At 42.0% G+C, this 21,561-nt stretch carries 18 protein-coding genes and 1 riboswitch; of the genes, 5 read left to right on the top strand and 13 right to left on the bottom strand.

Translation table 11 applies throughout. From position 1 onward, the window contains the following. Positions 1-331: 331 nt before the first annotated feature. The 5 genes from T546_RS0101085 to T546_RS0101065 are packed head-to-tail and all read right to left on the bottom strand — an operon-like array spanning position 332 to position 4,605. Positions 332-1,087, bottom strand: coding sequence for an acyl-CoA dehydratase activase (locus T546_RS0101085; RefSeq protein ID WP_026890038.1), 756 nt, complete (start codon positions 1,085-1,087; stop codon positions 332-334). Between the two features lie 3 nt (positions 1,088-1,090). Further along, positions 1,091-2,245, bottom strand: coding sequence for a double-cubane-cluster-containing anaerobic reductase (locus tag T546_RS0101080; protein WP_242842173.1), 1,155 nt, complete (start codon positions 2,243-2,245; stop codon positions 1,091-1,093). A gap of 54 nt (positions 2,246-2,299) precedes the next feature. Next, positions 2,300-3,037, bottom strand: coding sequence for an amino acid ABC transporter ATP-binding protein (locus T546_RS0101075; RefSeq protein WP_026890036.1), 738 nt, complete (start codon positions 3,035-3,037; stop codon positions 2,300-2,302). Between the two features lie 20 nt (positions 3,038-3,057). Beyond that, the gene (locus T546_RS0101070; RefSeq protein ID WP_026890035.1) at positions 3,058-3,915 is read right to left on the bottom strand and encodes a transporter substrate-binding domain-containing protein; all 858 of its coding nucleotides are present in this window, start codon (positions 3,913-3,915) and stop codon (positions 3,058-3,060) included. A 27-nt stretch (positions 3,916-3,942) separates the two neighbouring features. After that, positions 3,943-4,605, bottom strand: coding sequence for an amino acid ABC transporter permease (locus tag T546_RS0101065; protein WP_026890034.1), 663 nt, complete (start codon positions 4,603-4,605; stop codon positions 3,943-3,945). Positions 4,606-4,952: 347 nt separating this feature from the next. Here T546_RS0101065 and T546_RS0101060 point away from each other — a divergent pair, with 347 nt between their 5' ends. The 5 genes from T546_RS0101060 to T546_RS0101040 are packed head-to-tail and all read left to right on the top strand — an operon-like array spanning position 4,953 to position 9,391. Next, positions 4,953-5,621, top strand: coding sequence for a metal-dependent transcriptional regulator (locus T546_RS0101060; protein WP_026890033.1), 669 nt, complete (start codon positions 4,953-4,955; stop codon positions 5,619-5,621). Between the two features lie 14 nt (positions 5,622-5,635). Then, positions 5,636-6,568 (top strand): metal ABC transporter solute-binding protein, Zn/Mn family, encoded by a 933-nt coding sequence (locus tag T546_RS0101055; protein WP_024835263.1) that lies wholly within the window; start codon positions 5,636-5,638, stop codon positions 6,566-6,568. A gap of 24 nt (positions 6,569-6,592) precedes the next feature. After that, complete coding sequence (locus T546_RS0101050) at positions 6,593-7,351, top strand: metal ABC transporter ATP-binding protein (protein ID WP_026890032.1); 759 nt, start codon at positions 6,593-6,595, stop codon at positions 7,349-7,351. A gap of 14 nt (positions 7,352-7,365) precedes the next feature. Then, positions 7,366-8,289, top strand: coding sequence for a metal ABC transporter permease (locus T546_RS0101045; RefSeq protein WP_024835261.1), 924 nt, complete (start codon positions 7,366-7,368; stop codon positions 8,287-8,289). Then, positions 8,273-9,391 carry a metal ABC transporter permease gene (locus tag T546_RS0101040; protein WP_026890031.1) on the top strand — a complete coding sequence of 373 codons (1,119 nt, stop codon included), beginning with the start codon at positions 8,273-8,275 and terminating at the stop codon, positions 9,389-9,391. The genes T546_RS0101045 and T546_RS0101040 overlap by 17 nt, the downstream gene beginning before the upstream one ends. Before the next feature lie 53 nt (positions 9,392-9,444). Here the strand turns inward: T546_RS0101040 and T546_RS0101035 are convergent, their stop codons facing one another. The 8 genes from T546_RS0101035 to T546_RS0101000 form a co-directional block, all read right to left on the bottom strand. Continuing rightward, positions 9,445-10,461, bottom strand: coding sequence for an AI-2E family transporter (locus T546_RS0101035; RefSeq protein WP_026890030.1), 1,017 nt, complete (start codon positions 10,459-10,461; stop codon positions 9,445-9,447). A 142-nt stretch (positions 10,462-10,603) separates the two neighbouring features. Further along, positions 10,604-11,623 carry a GDSL-type esterase/lipase family protein gene (locus tag T546_RS0101030; RefSeq protein WP_026890029.1) on the bottom strand — a complete coding sequence of 340 codons (1,020 nt, stop codon included), beginning with the start codon at positions 11,621-11,623 and terminating at the stop codon, positions 10,604-10,606. 27 nt (positions 11,624-11,650) lie between these two features. Further along, positions 11,651-13,045 carry an MBOAT family O-acyltransferase gene (locus T546_RS0101025; RefSeq protein WP_026890028.1) on the bottom strand — a complete coding sequence of 465 codons (1,395 nt, stop codon included), beginning with the start codon at positions 13,043-13,045 and terminating at the stop codon, positions 11,651-11,653. A gap of 211 nt (positions 13,046-13,256) precedes the next feature. After that, positions 13,257-14,648, bottom strand: coding sequence for an alanine/glycine:cation symporter family protein (locus tag T546_RS0101020; RefSeq protein ID WP_026890027.1), 1,392 nt, complete (start codon positions 14,646-14,648; stop codon positions 13,257-13,259). 144 nt (positions 14,649-14,792) lie between these two features. Then, positions 14,793-14,889: riboswitch (glycine riboswitch) on the bottom strand. A gap of 162 nt (positions 14,890-15,051) precedes the next feature. Beyond that, entirely contained in the window at positions 15,052-15,777 is a 726-nt protein-coding gene (locus T546_RS0101015; RefSeq protein ID WP_026890026.1) for an aminoglycoside phosphotransferase family protein, read from the bottom strand. 166 nt (positions 15,778-15,943) lie between these two features. After that, positions 15,944-18,079, bottom strand: coding sequence for a glycoside hydrolase family 95 protein (locus T546_RS22560; protein WP_051629518.1), 2,136 nt, complete (start codon positions 18,077-18,079; stop codon positions 15,944-15,946). A gap of 169 nt (positions 18,080-18,248) precedes the next feature. Beyond that, positions 18,249-19,694: a glycoside hydrolase family 1 protein gene (locus T546_RS0101005; protein ID WP_034597402.1), complete on the bottom strand. Its 1,446-nt coding sequence runs from the start codon at positions 19,692-19,694 to the stop codon at positions 18,249-18,251. Positions 19,695-19,706: 12 nt separating this feature from the next. Continuing rightward, complete coding sequence (locus T546_RS0101000; protein WP_026890024.1) at positions 19,707-21,533, bottom strand: beta-glucoside-specific PTS transporter subunit IIABC; 1,827 nt, start codon at positions 21,531-21,533, stop codon at positions 19,707-19,709. Positions 21,534-21,561: the final 28 nt, after the last annotated feature.

The following is a 21,561-nucleotide window of genomic DNA, read 5'->3' as shown; positions in this document are numbered from 1 at the left end:
ATTTGTAAAATTGTTCCCAAATTTCCCATAAAAAATAGAAACACTGCCCCCTCCCCCGTTAGTCTGATAAACAATTATGATTGTAATGTAGATTGTCTACAATCTACATTACAATCATAATTGAACAAGTTATCTTTTACAAGCGATTAATAGTTATATAACCAGCTCAATTTATTAAAATTATCTATAATACAACACTTTTTTAGATATATTATGTGTATATTCAACAACCAAAATATTGTAACAAAGAGAAACAAAACAAAAAAAATGCACAATTACCCATCAGTAGTTGTGCATTTTACATTTGCTTTTTTATCATTTAAAGCTGACTTTAAGCTTTTAAAGCTGCTCCAATGGCTCCAGCGTAACGGGAATAATGAGAAACGTTAACAGGGCACCCTGTCTGTTGCTCCAGCACATTTCTAAGTCCTTCAAATTGGGCCAATCCACCGGTTAAAAGAATGGGGGACTCGATTCCAATTCTTCCTGCCAGCGCCATCACTCTTGTGACCACGGATTGTATAATCCCTCCGGCGATCTCTTCCCGGCTTTTTCCCGCCGCCAGCAAGGATACAATTTCAGAATCGGCAAATACCGCACACATACTGCTAAGGGAGCAGCATTTCCCCTCTTCTAGCAGCTTTGGAAAATCAGATAAATCAACCCCCATACGGTGGGCAGACATCTCAAGAAATCTTCCGGTACCAGCCGCGCATTTATCATTCATCTGAAAAGAAACTACCTTTCCATTCTCTACGGATATGACCTTGGAATCCTGGCCTCCAATGTCAATAATGGTACGAACCTCTGGCAATAGGTAATCTGCCCCTGCTGCATGACAGGTAATTTCAGTTATTTTCTTATGAGCAAAGTCTATTCCCACTCTTCCATAACCAGTTGCTGCCACACGTATGCCTTCATCCGTTCTATTCTCCTGCTGCAATAGATCTTCAAGCACCGTTCTTGCAGTTTCTTTTGGATTCCAGCCTGTTGGCTTTACACAAGATGCGGCAATCCTGCCGCCTTTTAAAAGGATTCCCTTACAGGCGGCTGATCCGCAGTCAATTCCTATTGTTATCTGTTCCATTCTTTATAACATCTCCACAAACGCTCCGGCTCTTGTTGACAGCTGTCCGATATCAGCCGTACTATAATCAGTTTCTAATTGAAGATAAGGTATGTTTCTTTCTTTTAAAAACGTTTTTACAGTACTTGATTCTACTGCATATGTATGACATGCCTGAAGGGTCATCTCCACCACTCCGTCAACCTTAAACTGCTCACACAGTCTTCCCAGAAGCTCAAACCGGTTGGGGTTTGGAGTCATAATGGAACAGCCAATCTGCAGGTAGTGATCTGCAATGTTGGTAATAGGATCTCCCTCTTCGGGGCACTGACGATCCATCTGCTTTGCACCGGTACAGTTTTCATACGCGACCACAACAGCACCTGCCTCCTCAATGACCTTAACCACTTTTTCCGTTACTCCTCCCATGGGACAGCCTGTAATCAGGATACGGGGAGCCCCTTCTGATACCGGCCGTTCTCCTGCCTCATAGGCGGCTTTTATATTATGGATGGCATTCTGGATTTCTTCTGTTTTCTCCCTCCAGTCAAATTTAAACTGAGAACCAAATAAAATCTGGAGCTGGCGCAGACCAGTGATTGGCGGAGGACATAAGGTGCTAAGCTCATACAGCTCTTTTAACAGCCTACGTTCCTCATTGCGTTTTTGAATGGCATCTCTTAACATCTCATCGGTGATGGTCACACCAAAATCTTTTTCTACCCGCTCCTTTAGGCGAAGGACTTCCGACCTCCAAAGAGCTTTTGACTCCGGAGTGAACTGATTGCGGGGAAGCTGTAGAACATGCAGGTTTTTCTTTTTTGCAAGGAGCTCATACATCTTCACCTTACCGTCGCAGGTTGTTTCACCAACCACTAAATCTGCAAAATACATATAAGGACATTTATCCGTTACTGCAAATCCGTAGCTTGATTTAATCAGTGGACATAAATTGCCTGGCAGCTCTTTTTCCGCATCTGGAATGGTCTCATCACTGGTAGAACAAAGGCTTACCGATACCAGTCCTGCCGCCATAAAAATCTCAAGAGGGGTATAGGTACAAAACTGTCCAACGACTCCCTTACCGGAATCTTTGATTTTCTTAACTGCCAGAAATCCGTTCTTTCTTGCCTCCGCAAAACTTTCAAATACCTGAGGCAATTCTCTTTTCATCTCAATCATGGTTTGACTCCTTTCAAATATGACCCTATGATTTGTATATTGGAATTGTAATTATTTTAAATTGTAATCCAGAAAGCGTTTCAGTCTCTCATCTTTTGGATTATCCAGTATTTCTTCTGGTGCACCATCCCCCACAATGGTTCCATCTGCCATAAATAATATTCTGGTTGCAATCCTGCGGGCAAACATAATCTCATGGGTAACAAGTATCATGGTGGATCCGTCTTCTGCCACTTGTTGAATGGTATTTAAAACCTCCCCCACCAGTTCCGGGTCAAGGGCAGAGGTAGGCTCGTCAAACAAAAGGACCTCTGGACTCACTGCCAGTGCTCTGGCTATGCCAATCCGCTGCTGCTGTCCGCCGGAAAGCTTAGAGGGATAATAGTCCTTCCGTTCCAGCATTCCAACCTTTTTAAGCAGCTTTAACCCCAATTCCTGGGCTTCCTTCTTGCTTTTTCCGGCCACAATCATCAGCGCTTCCATAATATTTTCCAGAGCTGTTTTATTCTTAAACAAGTTGTAATTTTGGAAGACCATGGCGGAATGCCCCCGCAGCTCCATAATATCTTTATTCCTATGATTCTTTGCATCTATAGTTGTAGATCCAATACGGATGCTTCCAGCGGTCGGCTTTGTCAGATAATTCAAACATCTGAGCAATGTGGATTTTCCAGTTCCGGAAGAACCAAGAATGGCAACAATCTCACCTTTTTTAATGGAGACATTTATATCCTTTAAAATATCTGTCTGTCCATCAAAGGACTTCCATAAATGACTGATTTCAACCACTTTTTTACCTCTTCCTCCACTTAGTCATGAATCATTTGAGTCATATCGGAATACATCCATTTCGTAATAATCTTTGAAGTGGTTCCATCTTCCATCATCTTATCCAGAACCTGATTTACTTCTTCACAAAGCTCTTTTCCCTTCTCATTTTGCTGGAAGTAATATGCTACATTATTTGCAAGTAGCCTGGTATCCAGAATATGAAACTTCATGTTTTGCGTCTTCTCATATTTATGGACAAGGCTGTCTGTTGTCGCCATGGCATCAATTCTCTTCAAATGAAGATCCTGATATCCCGTATCGCTTGTTTCATAAACGACTACGTTCCAGCCATATGTTTCTGCCATCTTCTCTACGGATACCTGGGAAGCCTGTCCCTGGGTAACTCCAATGGAAACGCCTTTCAATGCCTCAAAGGTATTGATGTCTGTTTTGTCTTCGTTCACAATCACACACTGGGCATCTCCGTAGTAGGGGTGGGAAGTCATATATTTATCCATTCTCACTTTTGTTGTCGCAAAGCAATTTGCAGCAACGTCAACCCGTCCGGCATCCAGTTCGCCAAACAGGGACGAAAATTCCGCCTGCTTCACTTCAATATCCCAACCAGTACGTTTTGCAATTTCACTCCACATCTCTGCATCAATTCCAGTCCAATCCTTTCCATCGCTGCTAAGCAGACTGTAGGGTTCTCCTGTGCCGCCTGTAGTAATTATGACTTTGCGTTTTTCGGCTGAACTTTGCTCTGATTCATTTTCTGATCTTGTGCTCTCTGCCGTTGTTTTCTCTGTATCTGCTGCTTTGGCTGAAGTATTGCTGCTGCATCCTGCAAGCGTCATTGCTACCATTAGCAGAAGAATCGGTAATCCCTTTTTCATTTTTTTCCTCCCAATATTTGATGGTTGTTAGTACATTTCCATACATTTTCTATCCATAATCTTATGAAGATGAGAAAATCCCAAAACTAAAAGCCAGTAAATAATCATAACGGCAAGGTAAATTTCAAAGTAGCGAAAGGACTGTGCGCCTTCACTTTTGGCCTGTCCCATAATATCCCTTACACCAAGCATGAATGCCAGTGATGTCGCCTTTAAAAGATTAATTAGATCGTTGAATAAGGCCGGCAATGACACGCGAAACGCCTGTGGCAATACAATCCGTCTAATGGTCTGAAGCTCTGTCATCCCAAGCATGGCGGCAGCTTCTTTTTGCCCAGAGTCAACCGACAGAAGGGCTCCACGAATGCTTTCAGACATAAAGGCTCCAGTATTTAAGCTCAATACCAAGGCCACCGCAGTCAGCGGCTTCATATTAAGCACAATTTCATTGACTCTTGCCAGTCCATAATAAAAAAAATACAACTGAGCCACCAGAGGGGTTCCCCTTAATATGGATAAGTAGAAGCGGGTAAGGGGATAAAGAATCTTTATTTTATAATATCCGATAACGGCTATAGTGACACCGATAAGAATGGAGAACATTGCCGCCGTCAAGGTCAGCGTTAGCGTCACCTGTAATTTAGATGCAATCGTTGGAAACACATTTAGAAAATAAGTGAAGTCAAACAAGTTCTATACTCCTTTAGGTATGATAAATTCTAAAATAATTATATCATTGGGGTATATTGGAAACAAATTCAAAATATATATCAATCTTTCTCTCATCTATACATTTAACCAATATATAAAAAAAGATAAAAAAGAAATCCAGCCAATTTACTGAAAAATAATGGCTGGATTTCTGTAACACTTTGATTCATTTAATATATATTAGTCTCAGGAAACTTTTTTAGCCTGAGCTAACTTTTTTAATGATAAAGATAATCACTCCTATTTTTGTGATACATCTTGCACTTCTTCATTTTTAGGCATATAATATAATTAATTTAGGTATACCTAAAAATGGAGGCGATGATATGACACCAAATAAAGAAGATTATTTAAAAGAACTATATAAACTGGGCGGCTCAGAGCATCTTATCAACAACAAACAGCTATCTCAGGCTTTAAAAATAGCACCGGCTTCTGTATCTGAGATGCTTACAAAGCTAAGTCAGGAAGCACTGCTTGTCACGGAGCCATATAAAGGAGCAAAGCTGACAAAGGAAGGAATTGAAATTGCTGTTTCACTTTTGCGTGGACACCGCTTGTGGGAGGTATTCCTTATCCGGCATCTGGGATATTCCTGGAGTGAAGCACATGAAGATGCTGAATTATTAGAGCACGTATCTCCTGTCCGGCTTACGAACCGGCTGGAGGGTTTCTTGAATTATCCGGAGTACTGCCCCCATGGCAATGCAATACCGAACCAGATGGGACAGATAAAGGAAGGGGCCTTAACACTTCTTTCCACACTTACAGCTGGTAAAACAGCCATTATAAAAAAGGTGCAGGAAGAAAAAGAACTTCTTGATTACCTGCAGACACAGGGAATTGAAATAGGAAGCCAGATAACAGTCCTTTCGGTGGATGATTATGAAGGTCCCTTTACCCTGACACTTGGAGATAAAAAAATACGGATCAGCCATAAAGCCGCCTGTCAGATTTATGTAGCTGCCAGGAGTGAAACTAAAAACAAAGAATAGAATGGAGGATATTTATGATGAAAAAATGTATGGTTTTGTTAAGTTTCTGCCTTATGACAGTAATGATGATAACAGGATGCCAAAAAGCAGAACAGAAGAAAACCAGTGATACCTTAAACATTGTAGCCACCACCACTATGCTTGCTGACTTATCCAGAGTCATTGGTGGAGAACATGTAAATGTAGATGGGCTTATGGGGCCTGGAATTGATCCCCATTTATACCAGGCAAGTGCCGGAGATGTTACATTGATGCAAAATGCTGATGTCGTTGTTTACAATGGCTTGCATCTGGAAGGAAAGATGGGTGAGATTTTTCAGTCCCTCACAGATCGCGGCAGTACCGTAATCTGTATTGAAGATGGCCTTCCAAAAGATCAATTATTATCCTGGGAGGATGACAGCTCTGTCCATGATCCACATATCTGGTTTCAGGTTTCCCTGTGGAAATCAGCAGCCAAAACGGTAGCAGACCGTCTGTCAGAAGCAGATCCCAGTCATGCCCAGGCTTATAAGAAAAACTTAGAAGCCTATACCTTAGAGCTGGAAAAACTGGATACCTACATAAGGGACAGAATCAATGAAATACCAAAAGATCAGAGAGTTCTCATCACAGCACATGATGCGTTTCAATATTTTGGCAAGGCATATGGTCTTGAAGTAAGAGGACTACAGGGAATCAGTACGGATGCGGAGGCAGGAACTGCCGATGTAAGCACCCTGGCAGATTTTATTACCAAGCGTAAGATAAAAGCCGTTTTTGTGGAATCTTCTGTTCCGCCTAAAACCATAGAGGCCCTTCAAGCGGCAGTTAAATCAAAGGGGTTTGATGTTGCCATAGGCGGGGAGCTTTACTCAGATTCCCTGGGAGGCAAAAATTCCGGCGCTGAAACCTACCTTCTCACAGTAAAAGCCAATGTTGACACTATCGTAGGAGCTTTAAAATAGTTATTTCAGTAAGGAGGAAACCATATGAAATCAAAGAAATTAGATTATGCCGTTCATATAGAAGATTTAACCGTGGCCTATGATTCCAAGCCAGTTCTGTGGGATATTGACCTTGATATCCCACAGGGTAAACTGATGGCAGTGGTCGGCCCAAACGGCGCAGGAAAAACCACGCTTTTAAAAGCCATGCTGGGTCTACTGGTTCCGGTTACAGGCACAGTAAATTTTTTCAAGGAAGAAGAAAATAACCTTCGCAAATTAAAAAATAAGGTTGCTTATGTGCCTCAAAGCGGAAGCGTTGACTGGGATTTCCCTGCTACTGTACTGGATATTGTACTAATGGGCTGTTACGGGAGACTGGGATTTATCAGACGTCCAGGAAAAAAAGAGAAAGAAATGGCTATGGAATGCTTACAAAAGGTAGGCATGGAAGCATTTCATAACCGTCAGATCAGTCAGTTGTCCGGCGGTCAGCAGCAGCGTGTATTCTTAGCCAGGGCTCTTATGCAGACAGCAGATATATACTTTATGGATGAACCTTTTAAAGGCGTTGACATTCAAACGGAAAAGGCAATTGTACAGCTGTTAAAGGAGTTAAGGGGATCGGGCAAAACAGTTGTGGTAGTGCACCACGATCTGCAGACAGTTAAAGAGTACTTTGACTGGGTCACACTGATTAATATTAAGGTCATTGCAAGCGGCCCTGTAGAGGAAGTATTCCATGAAAGCAACTTAAAAAAGGCCTACCGAAGCTCTGTAAATCTATTGCAGGGTGCTATGTAAGGAGGTGCATAAATATGGAACAGGTATTTACCCTTTTTAAAGACTACACGTTTCAGACCGTGGCCCTTGGCTCAGCCATTTTAGGCTTATTAAGCGGTATATTAGGAAGCTTCGCAGTCCTTCGTAAGCAAAGTCTTTTAGGTGACGGTGTGTCCCATGCCGCTTTGCCTGGTGTCATACTGGCGTTCATACTGACCGGCTCCAAGCACACGGAAGTCCTTCTTCTTGGAGCCTTGGTCTCAGGCTTAATGGCCACTTTATTTATCATCAGCATTGTAAAACATACCAGAATCAAATTTGACAGCGCACTCGCCCTTGTCATGTCTGTATTCTTCGGATTTGGGCTGGTACTCCTCACCTTTGTCCAGAAAATACCAAACTCCAATCAGGCCGGATTAAAACGCTTTATCTTCGGGCAGGCTTCTACCCTGCTGCAAAGAGACGTGATCTTTATGAGCCTGTGCGGAGTCATACTTCTTATCCTGGTACTCCTGTTCTGGAAAGAATTTAAGCTATTTATCTTTGATATGGAATATGCCAGGAGCCTTGGTCTTCCAGCCAATAAAATTAATCTTCTGCTGTCATTTATGATTGTTATGGCAATTATTATTGGCCTGCAGACCGTAGGTGTCATATTAATGAGCGCCATGCTGATCGCTCCCGCAGTTGCTGCCAGGCAATGGACCGACCGCTTATGGGTCATGGTCATGCTGTCTGCCGTCTTTGGTGCTGTATCTGGAATCCTTGGAACCATTGCCAGCTCTCTGACTGCAAAACTGCCAACAGGACCTGCCATTGTTGTGTTTATCAGCTGCATTGTCATATTCAGTATCCTGTTTGCTCCGGGAAGAGGTATCTTACAAAAGATGATTCATAGAAGGAACTTAAAACAGATGATAAAAAGAAGAGGAGGGAATGAAGATGTCTCCACAATTTGAAATTCAACTGATTGCGGTCATCGTGGCCGTTGCCTGCTCCCTGCCTGGAGTATTTCTTGTATTAAGGAAAATGTCAATGATGTCTGATTCCATTACTCATACCATTCTTCTAGGTATTGTCCTTGCCTTTTTCCTGACCCACGACTTATCTTCCCCGCTTCTGATTGCAGGAGCTGCCTTTATGGGCCTTGCAACCGTATGGCTGACAGAAACATTAAACCGTACAAAGCTCCTTTCTGAGGATGCTTCCATTGGGATTGTATTTCCCCTGTTATTTTCCATAGCCATCATACTGATTACCAGATACGCAGGTTCTGTGCATCTGGATACGGATTCCGTTTTGTTAGGTGAGCTTGCATTTGCTCCATTTAACCGAATGATTTTGTTTGGCTATGACATTGGTGCGAAAGCAATTTACAGCACACTGACCTTGCTCCTTATTAATCTGATTTGTATCATAGTATTTTTTAAGGAATTAAAAGTAGTTACCTTTGATCCTATCCTGTCCGCGGTACTGGGAATCTCTCCGACTCTCATTCATTATGGGTTGATGTTGCTGGTTTCCATGACAACCGTAGGAGCTTTTGAAGCAGTTGGTTCTGTACTGGTGGTTGCCTTTATGATTGGACCGCCTGCTACGGCTTATCTTTTGACCGATGACTTAAAGCATATGCTGATGCTCAGTACAGGAATCGGTGCTGTCAATGGCATCTCAGGCTTTTATCTGGCTTCCTGGCTGGATGTTTCTATCTCAGGCAGTATGGCTGTTATGACTGGATTTGTATTCTTTCTTGTATTTATTACGGCACCAAAAAAGGGCTTTATAAGCTCCATCCGAAGACACAAAAGGCAAAAACTGGATTTCAGCATGAAAACATTGCTCTTTCATCTATACCAACACGAAGGAAGCGAGGCAGAAAGCCAGGAAGCCGGCCTTCATACTCTTTCCGCCCATTTTCGCTGGGATGAAGCGTTTACAAATAAAACTGTAAAATACTTATTAAAAGAAGGTAATGTGAGTATTGAAAATGAGGTCATAAAACTTACTACGAAAGGAAGAGAGTTGAGTGACCAGGAATATAAGGCTATATTTTCAGAATAAGTTAAGCCAGCCGTTCTTAAGTAAGAAGGGCTGGCTTAACAATATCATTATTTTTATTTCTCTTTCACTTTAATATCTAAAATATCCAGCAAGAACATAAAAAGCGGAATCCCGAACAGCAATCCCCATACCCCGATATAATGCTCGCTGACTAACAAGATTAAAAACACCAGAAATACTGGAATCTTTGTTTTAGCTGACATTAACTTAGGATTTAGGACGTAGGTCTCCAGAGAATGAAGCACCACGATCATAACAATGACCTCAATAATCTTAATGGCACCACCGATGTTAAATGCAATAATAGTAAGCGGAATCAGTGAAATAATCACACCCGCTACAGGAATCAGTCCCAGAATGAAAATCATGGCTCCCAGTCCCAAGGTCTGAGGAAATCCCATTAGAGTCAGAGCAAGTACAGATAATACGGAGTTAATAAAAGCAATGACAATCTGTAATTCAATGACTTTACCAAAGGAATTTAAAAACTTCTTTCCATAGTAAACAGAATATTCATAAAGAAAAGATACCTTACTATTCTCCATGTGCTTTAAAAAGCCAATAATCTCATCTCTCTCCAATAAAAAGAGGAAGCTGATTAAAAAGGAAAGAACCAGATTAATGCTGAATGTACCAGCCGTTGCAACAAAGCTGAGAAGATGACTTTCTGCCATTCGGATATATCCGTCAATCTGCTCCTTGGGAATGCTGCTAATGAGATTGATGTTAATCTCCGACTGCAACTGGTTCAAATCAAATTTCGATATCAAATTGACGATATCAAACAGCTGCTGGGTCACTTTAGGAATGTATACAATACCACTGATGGTAAAAATAAGAAGAATCACTGCATACATCATTATGGTGATCAGTTTACGGCTTACTTTTATCCTGGCATTTACCTTATCATAGATATATTTTTGCAGCTGACCGAAGATAAAGGTAATAATAAAAATAAGGAGAAGCTGATTGAACATACCCCGGAACAAATACATGAACAAAGCGAGGAGTAAAATACTAAAAACCTTTTTAACAACCGTATTACTAAAAATATCACCGAATCGATCCATCTAGAATGCCTTTCTATCCCCAAAAATACGGGTTTTATCCATTATGTACCATTTATCGTCAAATTAAGCACACTGACTTAATTATAATATAAAAAAGCAATTATGAGAATCCCCCGATTATTATAATTTTTATTTTGTTTCCTTAAGGTTTTCTTATGACTCCATGGTCCATAAGAAACTCTGTCCAGATTTTATAGTAAGCGGCCTTTAGATGGACGTTATCAAACGTATAATCAGAAGGAATCCCACCTGTACCATCCATAATCACCTGATTTACATCAATATAGAATAAAGACGTATCATCTGCCAGAGACTGAATTGCGGCATTTCTCTCCTGTATATTTCTGTTATTGAAGATCGGATCGGAATCTGACTTCTTTTTTGATACTCCCATGATTCCTTCTATAAATATAATGGCATCGGGCTGAAGCTCCTTAATTCTTCCAATTACTTCACTATACTTCTTTGCAAAAGTCTCTGTCGTTCCTCTTCCAAGTTCATTGATTCCAAGCATGATATAGATTTTTCCAAACTTCTGCCTTTTTAGAGCCTGGTCTATGGTCATGGTCTCCCCATTTACCGTTGCAACCTTTTTGTCAAATACGGAATAAACCGTAAGACCTACGTCTGCATAATAGGCAGGATTTTTCCAATTGGAATACTGGGATAAGCCCACAGTCCTTGAGTCTCCGATAAATAGTGCATCATCAAAATAGCTCTCATCTACTCTTGTAAAAGGACTCTTGTTTGGGACTTCAGATGGAGGGGACTTCTCTTCTTCTACAGACGCTTCTGTCTGTTCCGGTTCCACAGCCTGGTTTTCCTGGCTATTATCCTCTGATTCCTTCAAGGCTTCTGACTCTTTCATGGCCTCTGTTTCTTTTGTGCCTTCTGTCTCTTTTGTAATCCCTGTCTCTCCTATGAGTCCAGGATTTTCAGATACTTCCGCCGGTCTCACTCCAAGGGTCAGGATACCCCACGGATATCTGCCCTGTTTTAAACCTTCCAACACCACCATTAGCTGAGGGGCTTTTAATATATCCACGGTATCATCTGCGTAAACCGTATTTTTCCCTGCGAATCCTATCAAAGACAATGCCAGGGAACTGAGTAAAACCAGGGCAAGCAGACGGTATCGTTTAAAGTCTCCTAAATGTTTCATACGCATCCTTTCGTATTATATGTACTCCTAAAATTTAAAATATAGGAAGGGATTATTTGCCCCATTGGAAATGAAGTAAACAGAATACCAGAATATTGCCAGCAAGAATAAAGTACATGCCCAGCTGTTCTGAAATCGGTTAAATATACGTTTTCCATAAGGAAAGCAAAGAAAACCTCCAATGAGAAATATCCATTTATACTGACTGAAATACCGAACGTAGTCGTTTGGATTTACATTGACCCCCTGGTATATGCCAAACATCCTACCCAAGTAAATCATGAGGTCTTTCAAATGATTGACCGCAAAGATAATCCAGGTAACAGGTATTACAAAAAGCATATAAAGTCTCGCCAGAATCTTTGACCGGTCAAGAAGTGGTTTATAAAAAAGCTTTTCCAGAAGAATTAACAGGAACAAAAGAATTCCCCACAAGACAAAATTCCAGCTGGCGCCATGCCATAAGCCGGTAAGAATCCATACTGCAAAAAGATTGGCGGCAAGGCGTTTTAAGCCATACCGGTTTCCTCCCAGCGGTATATATACATAGCTGCGAAACCACATGCCAAGGGTCATATGCCACCTTCGCCAGAATTCCGTAATGGATTTTGACATATAGGGGTGGTTAAAGTTGGCCGGAAGGTGAAAGCCCAGCATTCTTCCCACACCGATTGCCATAAGGGAATAGCCCTGAAAATCCAGATAAATCTGGAGACTGTATGCCAGAGAACCCAGCCATGCCAGAGGAGTGGAAATACTCTGAAAGCCTATGGTCTGAATGTCGTTCCATAACAGCCCGATGCGGTCTGCCACCAACACCTTCATGCCCAAGCCAAGAATAAAATACCTTAGTCCGATCTCTAACTTAAAGATGATATATTTTCTGACGGACAGCTCCTCTGAAATTTCTCCATAGGAAGTAATTGGCCCGGATAATATTTTAGGAAACATGGTGACATACGTAGCAAAATTTAAGAACGTAAGCTCTTCACCGATTTCCTTACGATATACATCGATCACACAGGAAATCACCTGAAAGGTATAAAAGCTGATCCCCAGGGGGAGTGAAAGATTTAACACGGGCAATTCTTTCTCCCAGTGAAACACCTGTGCTATGGCATTTATATTTTCAATTAAGAAATTTGAATATTTAAAGAAAAACAAGGTCCCTATATTATATACCAGGGATAAAAGAAGCCAGATCTTTTCATGATCCCGATGACGGATCATCTGTCTGACAATGAGATAATTGATTCCAACTGATGCTAAAATCAGAGGAAGATACCGGAAATCTCCCAGGGCATAAAAACAAAGGCTTCCTATAAGAAGGACTTTGTTTCGATGCTTATAAGGCGCAAGATAATAGAGTGCCAGAAATGCCGGAAAAAAACGAAAAATAAATTCTAAACTACTGAATGCCACTCTTTTGTCCTCCTCATGCTGTACGTTTGTGGCGTTTTAGATTGACCAAACAGGAACCACAAAGACCTATTATATACTTTTATTTTTAGAATGCCATTAAGTAAGCATTAATTAATTTTAAGTTTTTTTGTATATGTTTACAAAATTATAACAATTAAAAAATCCCCGCCAACCAGCCCGGTTGACGAGGATATTAAGTATATTATTTTCTTTATTTTATTTCGCTGTCATATGGCTTTCCAGCTTCCCAGTCTTTTGTCAGCTTGATGACAACTCCACCAAGTAATAGGAGAGACAGTATATTAGGTATCACCATCAGACCATTGAAAAGGTCGGCAAGATTCCAGACCAGATCTACTTTCAGCGCACAGCCCACACCTACGAAAATGGATACCATGACCGCATAAAATGGAATGGCCTTTTTACCAAAGAGATACTTCACATTGGCAAGGCCGAAAAAGTACCAGCCCATGATGGTAGCAAATGCAAAGAAGAACACACAGATAGCAATGACCACATAGCCAAAATGGCCAAAGACCTGAGCAAACGCAGACTGGGTCAGTTCGATTCCCGTTACAAACTCTCCTTTTACATCTCTGGAGCCCAGGACTCCGGAGGTTAAGATAGCAAGAACTGTTAATGGTAAAAGTACAATGGTATCCACAAAGACTCCCATCATGGCAACCAGTCCCTGTTCACACGGATTTTTTACGCGGGCAAGGGCATGGGCATGAGGTGTGGATCCCATACCGGCTTCATGGGTGAATAAGCCTCTGGCGATTCCAAAACGAATGGATTTCTGTACAGATACTCCAAGTACCCCGCCTAAAACTGCCTGCGGATTAAATGCACCGACAAAAATATCATAAAAAGCAGGAATGATGCTGCGAAAATTTACTACCATGATAATTAAGGAAGATAGAGTAAAGAACACTGCCATAAAAGGAACTACCTTTTCTGCCACAGCAACGATTCGTTTGACTCCGCCTAAAAATACAAGCAGGGATAAGATAGCCAGGGCGACTCCCACGTACTCAGAACGAACCCCAAACGCTGCTTCCATGGCTCCTCCTACGGAATTTGCCTGAACCATATTTCCCATAAATCCAAGGGCAATGATAATGAGCACAGAGAATGTAGCCGCTACTACTTTACCAGCCGGCCCTTTGATAGCCGCCCGGATATAATAGACAGGCCCACCTACCAGTTCTCCGTTTACCACAGTCTTATAACGCTGAGCCAGAGTTGCCTCCGCGTAAATAGTCGCCATACCTAAAATTGCACTGACCCACATCCAGAACACGGAACCAGGTCCTCCCGAAACCATTGCGGTTGCCACACCTGCAAGATTTCCCGTACCGATCTGTGCGGATATTGAGGTAAGCAGTGACTGAAAAGAAGTCATACCCTCTTTTTCACTGGCATCCTTTCCTCTTAAGGTAATGGAGCCAAAGGTCATACGAAAGCTTTGCTTAAACCTGCGAAACTGAATTCCTCTCGTTCTTATGGTAAAGTAAAGACCTACACCGCAAAGAACAACAATCAAAAACACATTCCATAACACTTTGTTAATACTGACAACCAAAGCCGAAAACCATTCCATACTCGTAACACTCCTTATTATTTTTGCATGGATATTCTGAAGCTGTAAATCAGAATGTCCTGAATGCATCAACAAATAAAAAAGCCAAACCAAAAATATGGTTTGACTCCGGATATGCACAAAAAGACCCCAAAAATAAATTTATAAAGGTTCTCTGTCCTTTTGCCTGAGAGATTAAAGCGGATAAATCCGCCCCTTACACCTTCGGCACCCAATCAAGGGATTCTCCAGAGTTACATCCATTTATAGTCCACACCTGGTTTTCCAGGCACCTGAGAGTGTTACTCCTTCGGTAGGCTATAGCCATTTTCCTACAAACTTCACTTGTTGATGATACTTCATTTTCTATACTATCACATTAATTTAATAAAGTCAAACCACGGTTTTCATTTCTTTGTACCTTTTAAGATTCACCCGGCCTGGAGGAAATGATCACCTCTAAAAAGTCTGATATCTGCTCCCGGTCCACCTTCATATGAATCAGGTACTGATCTGCCAGTGCTGTTTTTAACCTTAACAGTTCTTCTACCGCTCCCGGAATCTGAGGAACTGGAGTATATTCAATCAGAAAAACCGTCCTTGCAACGTCATAAAAATAATCTCCTGCACATACATTCATAAAATCAATGACAACCGGGTTTTCACTGCTTAAAATTACATTGCCTGGATGAAAATCCCCATGGCAAAAGGTATCCCCATCTGGAAGTTTTTGAAGCTGCCCAAAAAGACCCTCAAATTTCTCTTCAGAGTTTCTTGCTGCCCGCTCCAGATTCCGGTATAGAAAATCTTTGTAATTGGGAGCAGATGTAACCTTATGGGCCAGCATCCTTTTATGAAGCTGAGCCAGTATCTCTCCTCCCCGTTCTAAATCTTTTGTTCTTAACAGCCAGTCCAGTAAAGACTCTCCCATAACGCTGTCATAAATAATACCCAATCTTCCATCCACCTCAATGACATCATATGCCATAGGCTTTGGAAAATCCATCTTACTGACAATTGCCGCATTTGAGAATTCCCTCATAACGCTGTCTTTGGGATATCCGGAATGAAACAACTTAATGACGGTCTCACCTTCCCAATGATAGACGTCTGCTGTATTACCAATCCCCACTCGATGACCTAATTTCACGATCTGTCTCCCTTTCTTAGCCCGTTCTTCCCATTTAGTATGAATGACTTTTATGCTGGATTAACACTTTCTACGTATTTTATGATTTAAGTATGGAAAAACGGTGCAAACAAAGTCCTGATTCAGAAACTTATTTACACCGATTTTCCTAATTTCTGTTACTTCATCAATAGATCCGGTAAGTGTCAAGCTCCCCATTATCCCACTTGATATCCACTGTTTTACCGTTCTTAATTCTAAGACCCTTCACATATCCACTGTCAAACTGGGAAGGCATTGCGGGTAAAATCTTAATTTCACCGTTTCGATCCTGCACCAGCATATTTGCCAGGCCAGCAGCTCCTCCAAAGTTTCCATCAATCTGGAACGGCGGATGGGCGGACCAGAGATTTTCATAGGTGGAGCGGGTCAGCAGGGTATTTAGAAAATGGTATGCATTTTCTCCATCTCCTAACACGGCAAATAAGTTAATGATCCACGCACAGCTCCAGCCCGTATGTCCGCTGCCACTGCTCAAACGAAGGGACAAGGATTTTTTGCAGGCCTCGGTAAGCACTTTATCGCCTTCAAATAGCTCACCCGGGAACATACCGTATAGATGAGACAGATGACGATGGCCAGGCTCGCATTCTTCAAATTCCTTATTCCATTCAAGAAGCTGTCCTTTGCTTCCCACTTTAAAAGGTGTAAGCTTTGAAAGCCGTTCGGATATCTCTTCTAATATCTCATCATCCAGCTTTAAAATCTCACAGGTCCTCTTAAAGTTCCCGAACACCTCCCGAATGATAGCAAGATCCATGGCGGATGACATGGCAACAGCACAGGAGTCTCCGGTTGGAGTCTTAAACATGTTCTCCGGAGACGTTGACGGACAGGTAACATAGCTTCCTTCATATTCGTAAAGCCAATCGATTAAGAACAGGGCAGCTTCCTTTAGAACCGGATAAACTGTGTTCTTTAAAAATTCCGCATTGGGATTATATTCGTAATGCCGGAACAGCTCACTGGTCAGCCAGGCACCGCCCATCGGCCACATGGACCAGGTAACGGCTTCTTTCTCTCCATGATCTTCTCCATATGGCATGCCCATAGGATTTGTGTTGCACCAATAATCCGCGTTGTGATGGTGAACAAAGCCTCTGCAGTTATAATGAATCTTTGCTGTCTTTTTCCCTTCCTCACAAAGCTTTTTCACCAGCTCAAAATAAGGAGGCAGACATTCTTTTAAGTTACAGCTTTGAGCCAGCCAGTAATTCATCTGGGCATTGATGTTGGTGGTCCAGTTACAGCTCCATGGCGCACGGAACTGCCAGCTCCAGATTCCCTGGAGATTGGCTGGGAGGCTTCCCTCTCTGGAAGAACTGATAAGAAGATATCTTCCATACTGGAAAAACAGAGCATATAAATCATTGTCCTTCTCTCCTTTTCTCAGCCGTTCCAGCCGTTCATCTGTAGGAAGATCGATTTCTTCCCCCAGATACAGCTCCACCTTCTCATATAAGCTTCTGTAATCTTTAATATGTATCTCCTTGATCTCATCATAAGACATGGCAGGATCAAATTCTGGTTCTTTCACCGCGGAAAATACCAAAGTCACAACCGATGCCTTAGAGATGCTTATGCACTGTTCTTCCTGTTCTATGGTTCCGTCACAATGAAGAACGTTACATTCGGCATGGAACTTCATGCCTTTATCCCCCTGAATGATGGGATTTTCATGGATATCTATGTAGGACGGGTCCACATGTTCGGGACAAGTCCCTTTTATGTTTAAACCATCTTGAGTATATTCTGTTTTACAGACCATTTGCGATTCAAAGGAAATCTTGAAATCTAAGACTGGGCTGTCACATTGAAGCTTAATAAAGATTGCTTTTCCTGGATAGCTTGAAAAGTATTCCCTTGTATAGCTATGTCCTCCGGTCTGGTAGCTGACTTTTGAAACAGAGTGATCTAAGTCAAGGGTTCGCTTATAATTTGTAACGTCTTCGGTATGATCAAAGGTAAAATAAAGATTGCCAAGAGGCATATAGGATTCATTATATTCCCCCAGCATAGTTTCACGAATGACTTTTTCCGCCTTTTCATACTCTTCTTTTTCTACCAGCCTGCGGCACTCTTCCAGATGCTTTGACGCCTTATGGTTATTCTTGTCACGGTAATAACCGGACCAAAGGCTCTCCTCGTTGAGTCCCAGACATTCTCTCTTTGTATCCCCCCATATCATGGCACCAAGACTGCCATTTCCAATGGGTAAGGTTTCTTCCCACTTCATTGCCGGTTTGGTATAAAATAACTTCATCTCGCTTTACCCCTATATTCATTATTAGTTTTGACAAAGCTGATTTAGAATCTTTCATCGTATCCAGTCGTTCTCACCTGCTGCCCTTTTGATGGTCAGAGATTATATAAAAATAAGGCAGGGACCAGGATGGATGCGTAAGGATCCACCCATCCCTGCCATTATGGGTCTATATATCGGCTAAATCTCCCCCATTAGATTCAATTACCTTTTTGTACCAGTAAAACGACTTCTTCTTAAATCGCTCCATGGTGCCGTTCCCTTCGTCGTCTTTATCCACATAAATAAATCCGTACCGCTTTTTCATCTCTCCTGTACCAGAGCTTACAATGTCAAGAGCAGACCAGACCGTATATCCGAACAAATCAACTTTATTGTGAATGGCTTTTTCCATTTCACATATATGCTGTCTTAGATAGTTTATCCTATAATCATCTTGAATGCAACCGTTTTCATCCCTTTCATCCACCGCTCCAAGTCCGTTCTCAACAATGAAAATCGGCACCTGATACCGGTCATGGATTTTATTCAGCGTATAGAGAAGCCCCTTAGGATCGACCTGCCATCCCCACTGGGTCGCTTCCAGGTAAGGATTCTTCACACCTCCCAGGAGATTCCCCAAAGTGGTAGTATGACCTTCCTCTGTGGTGACGCAGTTACTCATGTAATAAGAAAAGGAATAAAAGTCAACGCAGCCTTTTTCTAATACAGTCTCATCTCCTGGTTCAAAGATAATATCCACACCCTTTTCTTCCAGATAGCGCAGTGCATAGCTGGGATAACGACCCTTTATTTGAACGTCAGCGCAAAAGTCATTGATGATATGATCCAGTTCCTGCAACAAAAGCATATCTTCCGGCCTGCAGGTGAGTGGATACATGGTGATATGAGCGATCATACAGCCTACCTTAAAATCAGGATTGATTTCCTTTGCGGCGATGACGGCCCTGGCACTGGCCAGAAATACATGGTGCAGTGCCTGAAAGCGCAGATTGATATCGTCCAGCGGATTTGCCACTTCATCATTTTCCTGGTTTAAAATTCCCAGTACTTCAAGATTCCCCATAGGCATGGTGGCAAAATTTATTTCATTAAAGGTCAGCCAGTATTTTACCTTGTCTTTGTACCTTGTCATGACGCATCTCACATACCGTTCAAAGCAATCAATTACCTTTCGGTCTGCAAAGCCCTGATACTCTTTGACCAGGTGATAAGGTATTTCAAAATGGCTTAATGTAACCATTGGTTCGATGCCATATTTCAGGCATTCGTCAAAGACCCTGTCGTAAAACTTAAGACCTTCCTCATTGGGAATTTCATCATCTCCATTAGGAAAAATTCTGCTCCAGGCAATGGACAGCCGAAAAACTTTAAATCCCATTTCTGCAAATAATGCAATATCTTCTTTGTATCGGTGGTAAAAATCTACTGCAACATGGCTGGGATAGCTTTCATCCGGCAGGATCTTAGAAGTAAATACTCTGTTTTTCACCCGGGACCCTGCCGTTAGATGATCACAGATGCTCTCCTTTTTACCATCAGCCTCCCAGGCTCCCTCACACTGGTTGGCTGCAACTGCACCGCCCCATAAAAAATTATCTGGAAACAATTTCATTCCTCCTGTCTGTTATAATAAGGTTATCACATCATCGCCGCAATGGACTTTAGAACCACAGCGGTTCATCGCAACGACCTCCATATAATCCTTTGTATTTGTGACTAAAACCGGAGTATCCAAAGAATACCCTTCTTTTTCAATGGCATCCTTATCAAAGGTAATAAGAAGGTCTCCCTTTTTCACCTTATCTCCTTCTTTTACGTGCGCCTCAAAATATTTTCCGTTTAACTGCACGGTATCCATGCCAATATGAATGATTACCTCACAGCCATTGTCAGACATAAGTCCTACGGCATGTTTTGTAGGAAATAGCATCATGACCGTTCCGTCAAAAGGAGCCGTGACTTTTCCTTCTGCTGGTGAAACTGCAACTCCCTGTCCCAGAGTTCCATTGGCAAATGCCGCATCCTTTACCTGATCAAGTGCCATGACCGTACCGGAAAGAGGACATGCAATCACTTCTTTTCTGCATTTTTCTGAAAGTTCCCCTTCCTTTGTCTCAGAACGTTCCTCATCTTTAAAGGTTATAAATGTTACAACAAAGCCTACGATGAGTGAAATGGCTGCTGCAATCAGGGCATGCACCAGGCTTTTTCCAGGCTGGGCCGGGTCCAAAAGAGCTGGTATTTCAAAGAGTCCCATACCTGCCATGGTGTGATACTTTAATCCTAATGCTGCGGTCGCTGCACCTGCAACAGCACCACAAAGACAGGAAATAACGAAATGCTTCATTCTTGGAAGTAAAATTCCGTAAATCGCAGGCTCCGTCACTCCGAAAAATCCGGAAATCCAGGCTGGAAGTGCAATCTGCTTTAAGGTCTTGTCCTTTGTCTTCAGCCACATGGCAAATATCATACCAGTGGTTGTAAAGGTCACGAACGTAGTAAAGGCAAGAATTGGGTCCGGGGTTCCTGATATAATATTGGTGATACATAAAACCACCAACACAATATGAACACCGAATACGATCATGACCTGCCATAATCCGCCCACCAAAAATCCTGCGAAAATCGGGCTTAGCTTATATATGGATAACACTCCCTGTGAAATTCCATTGGAAATGAGATTGGCAATTGGTCCAATCACCACAAAGCCGATGGGAAGTGCGATAAGGAGCACCAGCATAGGTGTGATAAAGGTCTTTACCATATCAGGGATCACCCGGTTAAAAAAGCTCTCCAGGGGCTTAGCCAGTGCCACAATAAGAATAACGGGAAGCAATGTGGACGTATAGGTTACATTAATCATATGACCAAAGAGGGGCACATCGGTGCCGTTGATCGTCGGATAGCACAGTGCCGCACCGATAATAAGGCCCAGGAACGGATTCATATCCATTTTCTTTGCCGTGTTAAAGCCGATGACAACAGGAAAGAAGAAAAAGATGGAATCTCCTATGGCATTAAGAAGGATATAGATTCCATCGGCATCAGAGTAAAGCCCAAGGTATAAAAGAATGGAATTGAGTCCTTTTAACATACCGCAGGCACACAAAATTCCGATGGCAGGCATCATGATTCCTGAGATAAGATCCAAAGATTTTTCCCGGAAATTCATCTTCTTTTTTTCGATTGCTGTCTCTGATGAGATATTGGCCAGCTTGCAGACATCTGTAAATACCTGGGGTACATGGTTACCGATGACCACCTGATACTGTCCGGAGCTGTGCATGACTGTTATGACACCTTCCATTTGTTTTAATGCTTCATCATCTGCAAGGCTTTCGTCTTTTAAGTTAAAACGCAGACGGGTGACACAGTGGACAAGGCTTATGATATTATCCTTGCCGCCGACTTTTTTAATAATGTCTTTTGCCAACAGGTCAAATTTTCCCATTGTTAAATCCTCCATTTTTCTTTTTATT

Origin of the sequence: [Clostridium] aerotolerans DSM 5434, from assembly GCF_000687555.1 — a bacterium.
Taxonomy (GTDB): domain Bacteria; phylum Bacillota; class Clostridia; order Lachnospirales; family Lachnospiraceae; genus Lacrimispora; species Lacrimispora aerotolerans.
This window is presented reverse-complemented; position numbering and strand designations above follow the sequence as displayed.

Excerpts from the sequence above, each read along its gene's own strand:
- T546_RS0101085 (WP_026890038.1), bottom strand. The coding sequence starts at position 1,087 with ATGGAACAGATAACAATAGGAATTGACTGCGGATCAGCCGCCTGTAAG.
- T546_RS0101070 (WP_026890035.1), bottom strand. The coding sequence starts at position 3,915 with ATGAAAAAGGGATTACCGATTCTTCTGCTAATGGTAGCAATGACGCTT.
- T546_RS0101000 (WP_026890024.1), bottom strand. The coding sequence starts at position 21,533 with ATGGGAAAATTTGACCTGTTGGCAAAAGACATTATTAAAAAAGTCGGC.
- T546_RS0101060 (WP_026890033.1), top strand. The coding sequence starts at position 4,953 with ATGACACCAAATAAAGAAGATTATTTAAAAGAACTATATAAACTGGGC.
- T546_RS0101020 (WP_026890027.1), bottom strand. The coding sequence starts at position 14,648 with ATGGAATGGTTTTCGGCTTTGGTTGTCAGTATTAACAAAGTGTTATGG.
- T546_RS0101045 (WP_024835261.1), top strand. The coding sequence starts at position 7,366 with ATGGAACAGGTATTTACCCTTTTTAAAGACTACACGTTTCAGACCGTG.
- T546_RS22560 (WP_051629518.1), bottom strand. The coding sequence starts at position 18,079 with ATGAAGTTATTTTATACCAAACCGGCAATGAAGTGGGAAGAAACCTTA.
- T546_RS0101035 (WP_026890030.1), bottom strand. The coding sequence starts at position 10,461 with ATGGATCGATTCGGTGATATTTTTAGTAATACGGTTGTTAAAAAGGTT.
- T546_RS0101055 (WP_024835263.1), top strand. The coding sequence starts at position 5,636 with ATGATGAAAAAATGTATGGTTTTGTTAAGTTTCTGCCTTATGACAGTA.
- T546_RS0101030 (WP_026890029.1), bottom strand. The coding sequence starts at position 11,623 with ATGAAACATTTAGGAGACTTTAAACGATACCGTCTGCTTGCCCTGGTT.
- T546_RS0101005 (WP_034597402.1), bottom strand. The coding sequence starts at position 19,694 with ATGAAATTGTTTCCAGATAATTTTTTATGGGGCGGTGCAGTTGCAGCC.
- T546_RS0101050 (WP_026890032.1), top strand. The coding sequence starts at position 6,593 with ATGAAATCAAAGAAATTAGATTATGCCGTTCATATAGAAGATTTAACC.
- T546_RS0101040 (WP_026890031.1), top strand. The coding sequence starts at position 8,273 with ATGTCTCCACAATTTGAAATTCAACTGATTGCGGTCATCGTGGCCGTT.